General features: G+C 58.5%; 11 protein-coding genes and 2 tRNA genes. 4 read left to right on the forward strand and 9 right to left on the reverse strand.

Going from position 1 to position 14,266, the window contains the following annotated elements:
• Nucleotides 1-68: 68 nt before the first annotated feature.
• Nucleotides 69-566, forward strand: a complete 498-nt coding sequence (gene greA, locus Q0X28_RS05535) for a transcription elongation factor GreA (protein ID WP_296237585.1) — start codon at nucleotides 69-71, stop codon at nucleotides 564-566.
• A 118-nt stretch (nucleotides 567-684) separates the two neighbouring features.
• Nucleotides 685-2,544: an acyltransferase family protein gene (locus tag Q0X28_RS05540; protein WP_298577008.1), complete on the forward strand. Its 1,860-nt coding sequence runs from the start codon at nucleotides 685-687 to the stop codon at nucleotides 2,542-2,544.
• A 164-nt stretch (nucleotides 2,545-2,708) separates the two neighbouring features.
• Here Q0X28_RS05540 and Q0X28_RS05545 read toward each other — a convergent pair whose 3' ends face one another.
• The 9 genes from Q0X28_RS05545 to mfd all read right to left on the reverse strand — a co-directional run bounded on the left by Q0X28_RS05545 (nucleotide 2,709) and on the right by mfd (nucleotide 13,036).
• The gene (locus tag Q0X28_RS05545) at nucleotides 2,709-3,665 is read right to left on the reverse strand and encodes a Bax inhibitor-1/YccA family protein (protein ID WP_296237588.1); all 957 of its coding nucleotides are present in this window, start codon (nucleotides 3,663-3,665) and stop codon (nucleotides 2,709-2,711) included.
• A gap of 97 nt (nucleotides 3,666-3,762) precedes the next feature.
• Nucleotides 3,763-3,836, reverse strand: a tRNA-Leu gene (locus Q0X28_RS05550).
• A gap of 37 nt (nucleotides 3,837-3,873) precedes the next feature.
• Entirely contained in the window at nucleotides 3,874-4,851 is a 978-nt protein-coding gene (locus Q0X28_RS05555; protein ID WP_296237590.1) for a Ppx/GppA phosphatase family protein, read from the reverse strand.
• Nucleotides 4,851-5,402 carry a DUF501 domain-containing protein gene (locus tag Q0X28_RS05560; RefSeq protein WP_296237592.1) on the reverse strand — a complete coding sequence of 184 codons (552 nt, stop codon included), beginning with the start codon at nucleotides 5,400-5,402 and terminating at the stop codon, nucleotides 4,851-4,853. Before Q0X28_RS05560 ends, Q0X28_RS05555 begins: the two co-directional genes overlap by 1 nt.
• 8 nt (nucleotides 5,403-5,410) lie before the next feature.
• Nucleotides 5,411-5,920 carry a septum formation initiator family protein gene (locus Q0X28_RS05565; protein WP_296237594.1) on the reverse strand — a complete coding sequence of 170 codons (510 nt, stop codon included), beginning with the start codon at nucleotides 5,918-5,920 and terminating at the stop codon, nucleotides 5,411-5,413.
• 127 nt (nucleotides 5,921-6,047) lie between these two features.
• Entirely contained in the window at nucleotides 6,048-7,325 is a 1,278-nt protein-coding gene (gene eno / locus Q0X28_RS05570) for a phosphopyruvate hydratase (protein WP_296237596.1), read from the reverse strand.
• Nucleotides 7,326-7,545: 220 nt separating this feature from the next.
• On the reverse strand, nucleotides 7,546-8,313 hold the full coding sequence (locus Q0X28_RS05575) for a lytic transglycosylase domain-containing protein (protein WP_296237598.1): 768 nt from the start codon (nucleotides 8,311-8,313) through the stop codon (nucleotides 7,546-7,548).
• Nucleotides 8,314-8,430: 117 nt separating this feature from the next.
• Complete coding sequence (locus Q0X28_RS05580; RefSeq protein WP_296237600.1) at nucleotides 8,431-9,336, reverse strand: MazG nucleotide pyrophosphohydrolase domain-containing protein; 906 nt, start codon at nucleotides 9,334-9,336, stop codon at nucleotides 8,431-8,433.
• On the reverse strand, nucleotides 9,329-13,036 hold the full coding sequence (gene mfd / locus Q0X28_RS05585; RefSeq protein ID WP_296237742.1) for a transcription-repair coupling factor: 3,708 nt from the start codon (nucleotides 13,034-13,036) through the stop codon (nucleotides 9,329-9,331). Before mfd ends, Q0X28_RS05580 begins: the two co-directional genes overlap by 8 nt.
• Nucleotides 13,037-13,103: 67 nt before the next feature.
• Here mfd and rfbA point away from each other — a divergent pair, with 67 nt between their 5' ends.
• A complete protein-coding gene (gene rfbA, locus Q0X28_RS05590; RefSeq protein ID WP_296237603.1) occupies nucleotides 13,104-13,973 on the forward strand; it encodes a glucose-1-phosphate thymidylyltransferase RfbA in 870 nt (289 codons plus the stop codon).
• Nucleotides 13,974-14,024: 51 nt separating this feature from the next.
• Nucleotides 14,025-14,099 (forward strand) — tRNA-Gln (locus Q0X28_RS05595).
• The last annotated feature ends 167 nt before the right edge of the window (nucleotides 14,100-14,266 follow it).

Raw genomic sequence — 14,266 nt, forward strand, 5'->3', positions numbered from 1 at the left:
GACTCAGACTAATGCGCGGCCTCTCTTAGGGCCGTGCTTGCGTATTTATTGGAGATGGAGGACCGACTATGACGGAACCCCAAGCAACCTGGCTGACGCAGAAGGCCTATGACCGTCTGCAGAATGAGCTTGATGCTTTGATTGAGAATCGTCCTATTCTCGCTGCCGAGATCAATGAGCGGCGCGAAGAAGGCGACCTGAAGGAAAACGGGGGCTACCATGCTGCCCGCGAACAACAGGGCCAAGAAGAGGCGCGTATTCGTCAGCTCCAAGAACTCCTCGCTAACGTCACCATTGGTGAAGCCCCGGCCGAATCGGGCGTGGCTAGCCTCGGCTCCGTCGTCAAGGTGTACTACGACGGCGATGAGGACGACGACGAGACCTTCCTGATCGCTACTCGCGAAGAGGGCGGTCGAGATCCCAATCTAGAGACCTACTCCCCTGAGTCCCCTCTCGGCAAGGCACTGCTGGGCGCCAAAGTTGGCGAGACCCGCAGCTACGACCTGCCCAACGGGAAGACTGCAGAAGTCACTCTGGTCTCCGCCGAGCCCTACCACGAGGACTAGTTCGAGCTTTCTGTACCACAGAAGAGTCTCGTAAAGAGACTGAAGAATACTCAATAATCCGCGACAGCGGGGAAGGCCATATGACGGCTTTCCCCGCTTTCGCGTTAGTATTGACCTCATGGCAAACCGACCACAGTCAGCGCGACTGCGCCGCGTACCCGGTATCGACGGGCTGCGCGGTCTTGCTGTGATAGCTGTGGTCCTTTACCACTTCTTTAAACCTACCTTTCACGGGGGTTTTCTGGGCGTCGATGTGTTCTTCGTCCTGTCCGGTTTCCTCATCACGTCACTGCTCATTCGTGAACGCGCCAGCACTGGACGCATCTCGCTGAAGTACTTCTGGACGCGACGAATCCGCCGTATTTTGCCGGCTGCTTTCACTGTGATGGCGACAGTAGCCGCCATCACCCTGGTCATTGCTGGCGACTCACAGGTGGGTATGGGCTGGCAGATGCTGAGCATCCTGACCTTCTCCAACAACTGGGTACAGATCGCGCAGTCCCACAGCTATTTCGCCGACACTGTTCCGCAGGTATTTTCCCACTACTGGTCATTGGCGGTAGAAGAGCAGTTCTATGTCATTTGGCCGCTGCTGTTTGTGCTGCTGTGTGCCTTGGGCTTGCGCCGGAAGCATTGGTTGGTGGTGACTGGTCTCCTCGGAATCACGTCAGCTGTCCTCATGGGTGTGCTCTACCAGCCTGGAGTCGACCCCACCCGGGTGTACTACGGCACGGATACGCATGCCTTTGGCCTTCTTTTGGGCGCATTTATGGCCTTCTGGATGTCGTCTCGGAATGCCTCACTGTTGGCGGATTCTTGGCCGAAGTATCAGACCTTTGCACGTTTCCCCAAAGTGGTGGGTTTTAACTCGATCGTGGCGCTTATCGGGCTTTGCGCTCTCTTTGTTGTGCTTCCCGATACAGGTGCCTGGACCTATCGTGGGGGCATCGCGCTGGCCTCTGTGCTGAGTGGCATTGTCTTGTATGCTATCGTCCAGGAGATTGGACCGGTCAGCTGGATCTTCAACAGTCGCATCCTGCGGTGGCTGGGAGAGCGGTCATTCAGTCTTTACCTCTGGCATTGGCCGCTGATCGTCATTATTTCGGAGCCTTTCCGAGCACACGGGCAAAAGCATTCCCTTATCGCCGGGTTCATCGCACTCGTGATCACTGTGCTGCTTTCGGCATTCTGGTACCGCTACATCGAGACGCCGTTCCGGCGGCACGGAGTGGGCGCTACCTTCCGCGCGTTCTTCTACCCCATACTCCACCCCCGTAAAGCGAGCCGGAAGATCCCCCAGCATCTCGCTGCACTTGTGGTCATTGTGGGCATTACGGCGATGGCTGTGGTGTCCGGGGTAACGGCACCGAAAGAGTCGGAGATTCAACGCGATCTGGAGGCGATGCGGGCTGCGGGTATTGAATCACGCCCGGGCCTGGCTCGTCTGTGGGAGCCACAGTTAGAGAAAGAAAAGCGCACCGCTCCTACCGGTGATGACATTACTGCGTTGGGAGATTCGGTCATGCTGGCAAGTCTGCCGAGTCTACAACAGGCATTCCCGGGGATCTACGTGAATGCCGATGTGTCTCGCGCCTGGGCCTGGGCTCCTGACCATATTGCACAGATGAAACGCGATGGCACGCTGGACCGCTTTGTCGTGCTCGGGTTGGGAACGAACGGTAACGCAGCCCCGGGTGAGATCGACGGTGTTATTCAGGAAATTGGTCCGAATCACGTCATCATTCTCGTCAGTCCCTATGGGGATCGGCCATGGATGGAAAAGTCACGCGAGCAGATCTATGCTGCGGTGAAAAAGTACGACAACGTTTATCTGGCCCGCTGGTTCCAGGCTGTCGCGAAGGACCCCACTGTGGTGCGGGCTGATGGCATCCACCCCGGCGAAGAGGGCGGTCGTCTCTACGCACAGGCCATCCAGGATGCACTACAGCGCTGGGTTGGCTACGGCTCACGAATGTAAAGACGCAAGACTGCTTCATAACACGAGGTTGGGGGCGGAACTCAACTGAGTCCCGCCCCCAACGTCGTAGTTTGTGGACGATTTCCTAGTTAGTGCAAGGGAGAGGCCTGCGGGTTTGGTACTCCCGACGACGTCTCGGCCCCGCGGTGCGCTTCTCCGCAGTTCTAATCGCGGAAGTAGGACAAAAGGCGCAGAATCTCGGTGTAGAGCCACACCAGCGTCACGGCCAGGCCAAGCGCCAGACCCCAGGCGTAGCCGGCAGGGACACCAGCGCGAACAGCATGATCCACCGAGTCGAAGTCACTCAGGAAGGATAGTGCTGCCAGCACAATGCAGATGAGGGAGAAGACGATCGCGATGGGTCCACCACTGTAGATGCTAAAGAAGTCAGGACGACCTGCGATGAGGCTTGCCAGTAGATTGACGACGACCACGGCAAGAATACCGAAGATGCAGCCAATGAGGATACGGGTGAACTTGGGGGTTACTCGAATAGCACCAGTACGGTAGACCACCAACATGCCGATAAAGACGCCGATGGTACCTGCTAACGCACCGAAGATGATTCCCATAGCGGGCGAACCGGCGACATTAACGCCTGCCACAATCTGGGAAAAGGCGCCCACCCACAGACCTTCGAAAATGGCGTAGGAGATGGTAATCGGAGCCGACTGCATCTTCTTACCGAAGGTTGCGATGAGGACGACAATGAGGGACGCGATTGCGCCGACGAGGAGCAGCCCCAGTCCGGCGGTTGGATTGCGCAGAGCCACGATAAAGCTGATTATCGCGGACGCGATAATGACACCCAAGGTGATGCCTGTCTTCGTGACGACATCGTCGATCGTGATCGCGCGCGAATTAGTCTGCAATGGCACCTGGCCAGGCGCCTGTACGTACTGCTGGAATTCCTGTTGGCCATAGTAGCTAGCGCCCTGGGCAAAACCTGCCTGGGCCTGTCCGAATTGTGCGTAAGGATTTTGTCCCTGCTGTTCGTACTGTTGTTGTCCGTATTGCTGCTGGTAACCTCCCGCCGCGGTGTTGCCTTGGCGGTTGAGCGCACCCAGTACGGGGTTGCTACTACGGAAAGCCATCGTGTGGAGTCCTTTCTTGGCGTCCATATACTCGTTATTTACTATAACGTGCAAGGCCCTCAAAACAGTTCCCACAAGTCTAAAGATGCAGATCAGACACACTCTTTGAACAGACTAAAATGAGTGCCCCCAGTGGGATTCGAACCCACACTGTGCCGGTTTTAAGCCGGCTGCCTCTGCCGATTGGGCTATGGGGGCAGGCGGGAGCAACCACTAACGGTCCACTCCCCCGCAGTCAGGCGTTACGGTGGAGGAGATCGTGTACAAGGCCGTCCAGGATGTCGTGTTCGCTCACTACAACCTCGGTCACCCCACACTCGTCGTGCAGCCGTGACGCCAGTTCCTGAACCACAATAGCACCACCACCGATGACATCAGCACGGCCGGGGTGCATTGGGCCCAGTTCCATCCGCTGCTCAGGGGTCATAGCGATGAGCTCATCAGTCACCTGCTGCAGCTGCTCAAGTGAAATACGGGAGTGGTGAATCTTCTCTGCGTCGTATTTCTCCAGTCCCAAGGCCAATGCGGCAATGGTGGTAAAGGTGCCAGCCAGGCCCACCCAGGTACGAACTGTCTCAATCGCCAAATTATGGAACGCAATGTCGAGTTGTTCTCGCACGAAACTGCGTGCTGCTGCGATTTCATCCGCGATGGGCGGCTGGGTGTGCAGGTAACGTTCAGTAATGCGCACACACCCAATATTGAGAGAGATAGCACCATTAACTCGGGATACCGCACCGTCGGCGGCATTCTGCTCTCCAAGAGCAAACTCTGTGGAGCCGCCACCGAGGTCAATAACAAGGAAGGGAGCATCGGCACCATGGAGATCAGCCACCGATCCCCCGAAGGATAGGCGAGCCTCTTCCTGGCCGGTAATAACCTCTGCTTGTGCACCGGGGACGGCACGACCCAATTCCTGCCGCGCCATGGCGAAAAAGTCGTCCTGGTTGCCGGCATCACGAGTTGCTGAGGTGGTCACCATACGAACACGCTTCACACCATGCTCGACCATGGCATCGACGTACTCGGACAATACGTGCCGTGTTCGCTCAATGGCCGCCGGGGTGAAGTTTCCGGTGTTGTCGACGCCTTCACCCAAACGCACAATTTCCATCCGCCTCGTGATTTCATGAATGGTGTTCTCCTCGTCACGCTTGACGATGAGGAGACGAATAGCGTTCGTACCGCAGTCAACAGCAGCTACAACGGACATTACAAGTTCCTTTCTACAGGCGTCACACCCAGATCGGCGAGGGTCGGCCAGGACGCCGGAATAGCTGTCCCCCGTAGGCCACCGTGATCCGCAGCACGGGCTACAGCTTCGTCGCCGAGGAGTACCACGCCGGGGCCTTCAGAGAGCGCATACGCCATCAATACGTGCAGGCATTTGACTCGGTCTGGCATGCCGCCACCGGAGAATTCTGTGCCTAGGTCTTCCATGCTATTGCGCTTCTGCAAGTAGTGTTGATGCGCGGCTTGATAATTCGCTTGCAGTTCCGGGCTCGCATGTAACCGTTCCGTCATTTCCTTCATGACGTGAGTCGCTTCCATGCGGGACGCTTCCGCCACTAGGCGAGGTTCTGTGAGGTAGTAGAGGGTGGGGAAAGGGGTTCCGTCGGACAGTCGAGGAGCAGTCATTACCACGCCCGGTTCGCCATCCGGGGTGTAATAAGAAATGGTGACGACGCCGCGCGGAGTACGGCCTAACTGTTCAGCTACGCGTTGCAACTCCGCCTCATTAGGCTCTTCGGGAAGGTTGGTCACGGTCTGCCTTACTGTGTGGTCTTTATATTAGGGTCGGGAACGGAAATGCTGCGCCACAGGTCACGGTACCAAGGTCCACCACCATTAAGGCTGAGGTTCGGCACATCGTCGACATGTTGTTGGACATTCTCATCCTGCTCTTTGCCTGGCAGGATTACCCGGAAGCCGGTCTCTCCGCGGGGAATGAGAAGAAGCCGTTGACGCGCTTGCTCCTCAATCATCTTTGGATCGTTTTGTACCGCAAGCTGTTCTTCTTTACGTTTGATTTCTTCGACGAGCTGTGCGTTCTCAGCTTGTAGCGCCTCTTTTTCGGTGCGCTGTTGGTAGTACGTGCGCAGCGGCGTCGCTAGGGAGATTGCAAGCACGATCGCCACAACGATGACGACGATACTGCGTGCTGGATTCAGACGAGAATTGCGCCATTTCTGTAGATAGGCATCGTACCGAGCATTGCTACCGGTCGTTGGGCGGTGACGGCGAGAGCCACCAGTGGGGCTGGAGTGGGATTCACGCGCCACGGGTCCTCCCTTCGTTTGAGCATCTCTCTACATAGTACGCGGGCATCACCTACGAGTAGGTGATGCCCGCGTCTCTTGTCTTCTGTGCTTCACTAGCGCCTAGCGAAACACATCGCTCCCGAGGAGATTAGGCCTGGAAACGGGGGAAGGCAGCAGCGCCCGCGTACTTGGCGGAGGCACCAAGGCGCTCTTCGATACGGAGGAGCTGGTTGTACTTGGCAACGCGCTCGGAGCGAGCCGGCGCACCAGTCTTGATCTGACCGCAGGACAGTGCAACGGCAAGGTCAGCGATGGTGGTGTCCTCGGTCTCACCGGAGCGGTGGGACATCATGCAGGCGTACTTGGCGTGGTGGGCCATCTGCACGGCGTCAATGGTCTCGGTGAGGGAGCCGATCTGGTTGACCTTCACCAGGAGGGCGTTGGCAACGTTCTTCTCGATACCCTGAGCCAGGCGAGCCGGGTTGGTGACGAAGAGGTCGTCGCCCACGAACTGCACCTTATCACCGAGTTCGGCGGTGAGCTCGGCCCAATTGTCCCAGTCATTCTCATCCAGCGGATCCTCGATGGAGACGATCGGATAGTTAGCGAGGAGGTCGGCGTACACCTTGGTCATCTCAGCAGCGGTGTGCACGCCACCCTCGAAGTGGTAGCCGTCGTCTTCGCAGAACTCGGAGGAGGCAACGTCCATGGCGAGGGCAATGTCCTTACCCACGGCGAAGCCGGCCTTCTCGATGGCGGAGACAATGAGGTCAAGAGCAGCCTTGGTGGAGGCGCAGTCAGGAGCGAAGCCGCCCTCGTCGCCGAGACCGGTGGAAAGACCCTGAGCCTTAATGGTGGACTTGAGGGCGTGGTAGACCTCGGCACCCCACTGGAGGGATTCCTTGAAGGTGGCGGCACCGATCGGGGCAATCATGAATTCCTGAACGTCAACACCGGTGTCGGCGTGGGCGCCACCGTTGAGGATGTTCATCATCGGGACGGGCAGTAGGTTAGCGGTAGGGCCACCGATGTACTGGAAGAGTTCCAGCTCAGCAGACTGGGCAGCAGCCTTGGCAACAGCCAGGGACACACCGAGGATGGCGTTGGCGCCAACACGGCCCTTGTTGGGGGTGCCGTCGAGTTCGATCATGGCGGCGTCAACAGCACGCTGATCGGAGGCATCCAGGGAGAGGACAGCCGGAGCCAGCTCAGAGTTCACAGCGTCGCAAGCCTTCTGAACGCCAGCGCCGTTGTAGCGCTCGCCACCGTCGCGCAGCTCTACTGCTTCGTGCTCACCGGTAGAAGCACCGGAAGGAACACCGGCGCGGCCGAAGGCACCGTCATCAAGAACGACTTCAGCTTCAACGGTGGGGTTACCACGGGAGTCGAGAATCTCGCGAGCAATTACTTCAATAATAGCCGCCATTACGGAGGCCCTCCTTTGGTTATGTCTTGGTCAACCCGCTGGACTTCTGTGAATGTTCTTCTGCGTTGTGCGGGTGTCACTGCTCATTCTCTCATGAACGGGCAAACAATACGCTACCCGGAAAGTGAATGATGAGGGAAAACCAGCCTCTTCTGTGATCTATATCACTCTACGTTTGAACTGCTGCCACATTCGCTTCGGCACCGATACTCGCCCACAGCTAAAACTGCTTCGCCAGATAATTCCAACGCGGCTGCCGCCCCTCCCCATAGGCGTAGGCAGCCCGATACACCGCCTTCACATACTTCATCGACCTGTTATAGCTCAGAATAGCCTGCTGCCACTCTCGCGGGACCGCCAAATCCCTCCTGTTAAAGCACAAATAACGCCCCGCGGCAACCGCTGCATCATCAATATTGTCCGGACTCACCCGTCCGTCACCATTCGCGTCCACCCCAAAAAGTCGCCACGTCTCCGGAATGAACTGGAACGGCCCCATCGCCACATCATAATGACTGTTCCCATCCCACACACCCCGATCAGTGTCCTGGATGCGCTGAGTGTTATTCGTACCATCCAACTGCACTCCACGAATCTTCTGCGAGGTCGTCCCGTCAGAAAAAACCTCCGCACCCCCATACGTCCCATGCTGACTCTCAATAAAAGCGATGCCTGCCAGGGTCGTCCACCGCAAATGGCACGCCGGCATTGTCTGCTTCAACGTCTGCTCGGCATTTCCATACGCACGCAAGGCACGTGCCGAGAAACCCAGCTGCGGAGCCCAACGCTGCGACCATGCCATCAGCTGATCCGATGTCTGTCCAGGGACATCAATCGCCACTGCTGGCGCGGGGGCGAACTCACCCGGCGTCTGCTCATCCATGTACTTCGTGGTGTCCCAATCCTGGAACACCCAAGCAGCCACCCCCACTCCCACCGCACAGACAAGAACGAGCAAGGCCGCAACAAGCCGACGCACAATTTTCACGTAACAAGCCTCTGCAAAAGTAGGGAATCAAACGAACACGCGGCACCGACCAACCGCGGGATGACAGCAGTTGACGAGATACAGCGCCTACAGGGTAACCAATGAAAACAAACGTGCCTACTTGCCTCGCACTCGAGTGAGGAAGTCGAGCGAAACCTTTCTCAGTTTTTCCTCCGCCGACCCCTTACCGTCTGCGGCAGCATCCGCAATTCGGCGAAGAATGGGCGGGATGTCAGAGTCTGCCACCCCGGCGCGACGCGCTCTGTGGACCACCTGCGCGGCAAGGGAGAGAGCCGGCTGCGAGCGGACAATACCGTCCAACGGAGAACGATTTTCGCGACGTTTCGACGCCTGCCAGAACTCATCTTGCTCAGCTGCCGTAGCAGGAAACCGACCGCCATTAAAGGCGTATGGCATCCTCCTTTTTAGCTTGTCCAGCAATGAATCCGCCACATCATCGTAGGTAAAGTGCGCCTCCCCCGATGCGCTCTCCCCTACCGCGGCATGGAACAGCACCTCCAAGAACACGTCACCTAGCTCCGAGACAATCTCGGTAGTCCCCGCAGATGCATCACGAATAGCATCTACCAGCTCATAGGTCTCCTCCAGCAGATACGGCACCAAACTCTCGTGTGTCTGCTCACTCTCCCAGGGCCCCTGCTGGCGCACCTCCGTCATCACCTGAGCCGCTTCCACCATGCTCATTCCGGCCGGCAGCTCAATCCGCCGCCAATCCCACTCGTCGACGTCTCCATCACACTGCGGATAAGAGGCGTCCCAGTCCGCCTGCCCCAGGGAAGTAAGAATGTAGCGGGTATCAGCGGGAACATGCGGAGCCATCTCTGGCGTCCACTCCGCATCAGTCCGGCGCAATGCACCCCACGACGGCAGGGTTGGATAATGCTCCGCAATCTCGGGCGTCACCACACACCCACTGGATGTTTGCAGAGCAGGAACCAACTCTGCCGTCAACAAGGTGGGAAAACGACTATCGAGCTGCCAGACAGTAACAATCTCAGCCATGGGAGCGCCCCTTTCGACGCGGGGTAGAGGAAGACGTAGCCAGAGAAGCGGGCTCCTGCGCCGGAGTGTCCGCAGGAGATTCCTCCGGACGCGGAGGGTCGAGGGAGATCCGCGGAAGCCCCTTCACACCGGTAATAAGATCTGCTACCCACTGTAGAAGGTCATCGTCTCGAATTCTCTCCGCCGCCAAATTTTTTCCACCCACCTGCGGCAACGGTACCGCAATCTGCTGCACTGCTGCCCGATAACGAGCCTGCGGGTAGAGCCGACGCAACCGCACCTGCTGGGAGTCGGGCAGCGGGAAGGGAGAGATACGAAGCGTTGTCCCAGTGAGCCCGATATCTGCGATGCCGTGCTGTTGTGCCAGCTGACGGAGCAACGCCACCGAGAATAGCCGGCGCGTTACTTCCGGAATCTCGCCATAGCGATCCTCCAGTTCCGACGTCACCGCCGCCAAACGACTTCGATCCCCAGCCTGCGCAATCTTCCGATACGCCTCCAGACGGAGCCGCTCCCCCTCGATGTAGCTGGCGGGAATATGAGCATCCACGGGCAGCTCCACTCGTACCTCGCGCGTCACGGGCTGCTCCAGTGGCTTTCCGTCGGCAACCGACCGGAAGGCCTCCACTGCTTCCCCTACCAGACGCACATAGAGGTCGAAACCCACGCCGGCGATATGACCAGATTGTTCGGCGCCAAGCACATTGCCAGCGCCACGCAACTCCAAGTCCTTCATCGCCACCGCCATGCCGGCGCCCAGTTCATTATTCTGGGCAATGGTCTTAAGCCGATCGTAGGCGACAGTAGTGAGCGGCTTACCTGCCGGGTACAGGAAATAAGCGTAGCCGCGTTCGCGGGACCGCCCCACTCGACCGCGCAACTGGTGCATCTGAGAAAGCCCTAAACGATCCGCATGGTCAACGATCAAGGTATTGGCGTTAGAAATATCCAGGCCCGTCTCCACAATCGTGGTGCACACTAGCACATCCCACTCATGGTTCCAGAAACCATCAACCGTCTGCTCCAACAGCTGCTCGGACATCTGTCCATGCGCCACCGCAATGCGCGCTTCCGGCACCAGCTCACCCAACTGGGTAGCCACTGCATCAATGTCGGAGACCTTGTTATGGACGAAAAACACCTGTCCATCGCGCAGCAGCTCGCGGCGAATAGCCGCCGCCACCTGCTTGGGATCATAGGCTCCCACGTAGGTGAGAATAGGCTGCCGGTCTTCCGGCGGGGTGAGGATGGTGGACATCTCCCGAATACCCGCCAGGCTCATCTCCAAGGTGCGCGGAATAGGCGTGGCAGAAAGCGTCAACACATCCACGTGCGTCCGCAGAGCTTTGATGTGTTCCTTGTGCTCCACCCCGAATCGCTGTTCTTCGTCGACAATGACAAGACCCAAGTCCTTCCACTGCACACCCGCCTGCAGCAGCCGATGGGTGCCAATCACAATGTCGACGGTACCGTCGCGAAGACCTGTGAGGATCTCCCGAGACTCCGCAGGGGAGGTAAACCGAGAAAGCCCCTTTACAGTGACCGGGAACCCCGCCATACGCTCGCTAAACGTCTCCAGATGTTGTTGTGCCAGCAAGGTGGTTGGTACTAAGACCACCACCTGCTTACCATCTTGGACGGCCTTAAAAGCCGCCCGCATCGCCACTTCGGTCTTACCGTAGCCCACATCACCTACGACCACCCGGTCCATGGGGACGGGCTTTTCCATATCACCCTTCACCTCATCGATGGCACGCAGCTGATCTTCCGTCTCCACATAGGGGAAGGCATCTTCCATCTCCTGCTGCCAGGGTGTGTCGGGGGCAAAAGAATGGCCAGGCGCCGCCTGCCGCGCCGCATACAGTTGCACCAGCTCACCGGCAATCTCCCGGACTGCCTTGCGAGCTTTACGTTTGGTGTTTTTCCAGTCAGAGCCGCCCATCTTGCTGAGAGCCGGCTGCTCCCCGCCCACATAGCGGCTCAGCTGGTCCAGCTGTTCCATAGGGACGTAGAGGCGATCCCCACTCTGGCCCCGTTTCGAGGCAGCATATTCAATCACCAGATATTCACGCCGGCTAGTGCCCTCCCCCGTTTTGATGGTCCTCTCCGTCATCTCTACAAAACGGCCAATCCCATGCTGGTCGTGCACTACCAGGTCGCCAGCATTAAGTGCCAACGGGTCTACGGCATTCCGACGCTTCGCCACACGGGAGCGGCGGTTGCTCACTGTCCCCACTCGCGAGCCCGTGAGATCAGGTTCGGACAGGATGAGGAGTTCTGGAAGTGCAATGCCGTTGCGGCACTGTCCTGCTAAGAAGTTGATAGCACCTACTTGCGGGGATGCGCCCAGCGCAAGCTGATGCATCACCACGTTGCGGTCACGGAACTGCTGGTGCAAGCGCCGGTAAGTGGTAGCAGGACCAATAACGAACACTGGTGTGCCGTCTTTCCCCAAACGCTGCCGCAGCCTCTCAATCAGTTCCTCAATGGCCGCTTGGTCACCGCGCGGCGCCGGCGACGCTGTCCAGGGAATCTCCCGGGTGGAGGTATCTGCATCCGCGTCGACGTTCAATATGCCGGGCGGGTTGAGAACCCACCAGCGACCGTCCTTCTCTAGTGTCTCCCGCTGGACGTCCCGGAGGGTGCGATAAGCGCCTTGCCCTAGGTGAAGAAGGTCGATGGGCGCTTGGCCACCCTCAGCTGTGCTTTCCCAAGAAGCTGCGAGAAATTCTGCACACGTACGGGTAAGGTCCGCAGTACGTGTCCGGATCTTCTCCTGGTCACACACCACCGTGATGGCTTGTGCGGGAAGGAAACTGGGCAACAGGCAAAGTTCTTCGGACGCGAGCGCCGGGATAAAGGCTTCGCGCCCCGCCACCGGCACCCCTTGGGCGAGTTTGTCAAGCATGTCGGCGATGGCCGCATAGCCGACAAGATCCTGGTAGAGTTCAGCAGCCCGATGCTCAACCTGCGCGGTCATGAGGAGTTCCGAGCAGGGGTACATGGCAACCCAGGTGAGATCAGCGTCCGGAATGGTGCGCTGGTCTGCCACTGAGAAGGTGCGAATGTCGGAGATTTCATCTCCCCAGAATTCGATGCGCACGGGATGCTCTGCGGTGGCGGGGAAAATGTCAATGATTCCACCGCGGACCGCAAAGTCACCACGGCGAGACACCAAATCCACACGCTCGTAAGCGAGCTCAGTCAGCAGTGACGGCACGTCAGAAAACTCGATTTCTTGGTCGACGCGCAGGATCAATGGCTCTGTCTCGGCCAGGGAAGCTTGTGTGGGTTGGATCAGCGAGCGGGTGGCGGTAACCACCACACGAAGTGGCGCTACCGGACTGTGTGGATCGGGATGCGCCGCCAAGTGGAGCCGATGCAGCACTTCCAGCCTCCGGCCCACCGTATCAATGGAGGGCGAAAGACGTTCATGCGGCAGAGTTTCCCAACTGGGGAAGAATGCGACATCGTCACCCAGGTAGGTGGAGAGTTCCGCCGTCAGCTCTTCCCCCTCGTGGCCGGTGGCAGTCACCACGAGAAGGGGTGTGCGGGTAGCGAGCGCTGCGAGCAGAAGCGGCCGAGCCGCATCACTGCTGTTGATGGTGAGAGAGCGTGCTGTACCCGACGCATCCGCGAGTAGCTCCTGTATGGCAGGGTTCGGGAGAGCCAGGGAGAGCGGAGCCTGGCCGGGCGGGATGTCGCGATGTGTACCGTGTGAGGCGGGAACAGAAGGGTTGGTCACGCTTCTAGCGTAAACTAGAAGCATGCGTGGCATCATTCTGGCGGGCGGCACGGGGTCGCGTCTTTTTCCGATGACGACGGCAGTCAGCAAGCAGCTACTCCCCGTCTACGACAAGCCCATGATCTACTATCCGCTCTCCACTCTTATGCTGGCGGGCATAGAGGACATCCTCATCATCACCACCCCGGTAGATCGGCCACAATTCGAGCGCTTGTTGGGTGACGGTAGCCACCTGGGTGTGCGACTCCATTACCTGTCGCAGGATGCTCCTGAAGGGCTCGCGCAGGCCTTTGTGCTTGGTGCAGATTTCATTGGGGAGGAACGAGTTGCACTGATCCTGGGCGACAATATTTTCTACGGTCCGCGTCTTGGCACTCAGCTGCGGCGTTTCTCTCACGTCGAGGGCGGGGCGATCTTTGCGTACCAAGTGCGTGAGCCGCAAGCCTATGGCGTGGTGGAGTTTGATGCCACCGGCACCGCCTTATCAATCGAGGAGAAACCTGCGCATCCGCGCTCTCCCTTCGCGATCCCCGGCCTCTACTTCTATGACAACTCGGTGATTGACGTCGCGCGGAATCTGGAGAAGTCCCCCCGCGGCGAGTATGAAATCACCGATGTCAACCGCCACTATCTGGATGCGGGGAAACTGCACGTCGAGGTACTTCCCCGCGGAACCTGTTGGATGGACACGGGCACTGTGGATGACCTGATGAGTGCAGGCGACTATGTGCGTGCGGTCGAGCAACGCCAGGGGCAGAAGATTGGAGCCCCCGAAGAAGTGGCGTGGCGTCTGGGGCTGATTGATGACCCCCAATTACGGTCCTTAGCAGCCCGACACACCTCATCTGGCTATGGCGATTACCTGTTAGCCCTGCTCGATGGGTTACACTAAGAAAGCTTCGGAGGCATGCCTCTAAAGTTTGTCGCATAACGGTACAGACAATCTCCCGTGGTGTAATAGGCAACACTACTGGTTTTGGTCCAGTCATTCTAGGTTCGAGTCCTGGCGGGAGAGCCACTTTTCCTCCGTCTGGTACCTGCCCTCCGGGTACCGCGACTGTCACCGTAGCTATGCCCCACCTGCAGAATGACAGGTGGGGCACTGTTTATTGGGGGTGAGGGGAACGCGGGCGGGTTAAGGGTCAAAATGTGTGTCTGGCTCGGCGTGTCGCGGGGGTTAGATTT

Source organism: uncultured Lawsonella sp., assembly GCF_947252745.1.
GTDB lineage: Bacteria > Actinomycetota > Actinomycetes > Mycobacteriales > Mycobacteriaceae > Lawsonella.

Excerpts from the sequence above, each read along its gene's own strand:
- Q0X28_RS05540 (WP_298577008.1), top strand. The coding sequence starts at position 685 with ATGGCAAACCGACCACAGTCAGCGCGACTGCGCCGCGTACCCGGTATC.
- rfbA (WP_296237603.1), top strand. The coding sequence starts at position 13,104 with ATGCGTGGCATCATTCTGGCGGGCGGCACGGGGTCGCGTCTTTTTCCG.
- Q0X28_RS05545 (WP_296237588.1), bottom strand. The coding sequence starts at position 3,665 with ATGGACGCCAAGAAAGGACTCCACACGATGGCTTTCCGTAGTAGCAAC.
- Q0X28_RS05580 (WP_296237600.1), bottom strand. The coding sequence starts at position 9,336 with ATGGCTGAGATTGTTACTGTCTGGCAGCTCGATAGTCGTTTTCCCACC.
- eno (WP_296237596.1), bottom strand. The coding sequence starts at position 7,325 with ATGGCGGCTATTATTGAAGTAATTGCTCGCGAGATTCTCGACTCCCGT.
- Q0X28_RS05555 (WP_296237590.1), bottom strand. The coding sequence starts at position 4,851 with ATGTCCGTTGTAGCTGCTGTTGACTGCGGTACGAACGCTATTCGTCTC.
- greA (WP_296237585.1), top strand. The coding sequence starts at position 69 with ATGACGGAACCCCAAGCAACCTGGCTGACGCAGAAGGCCTATGACCGT.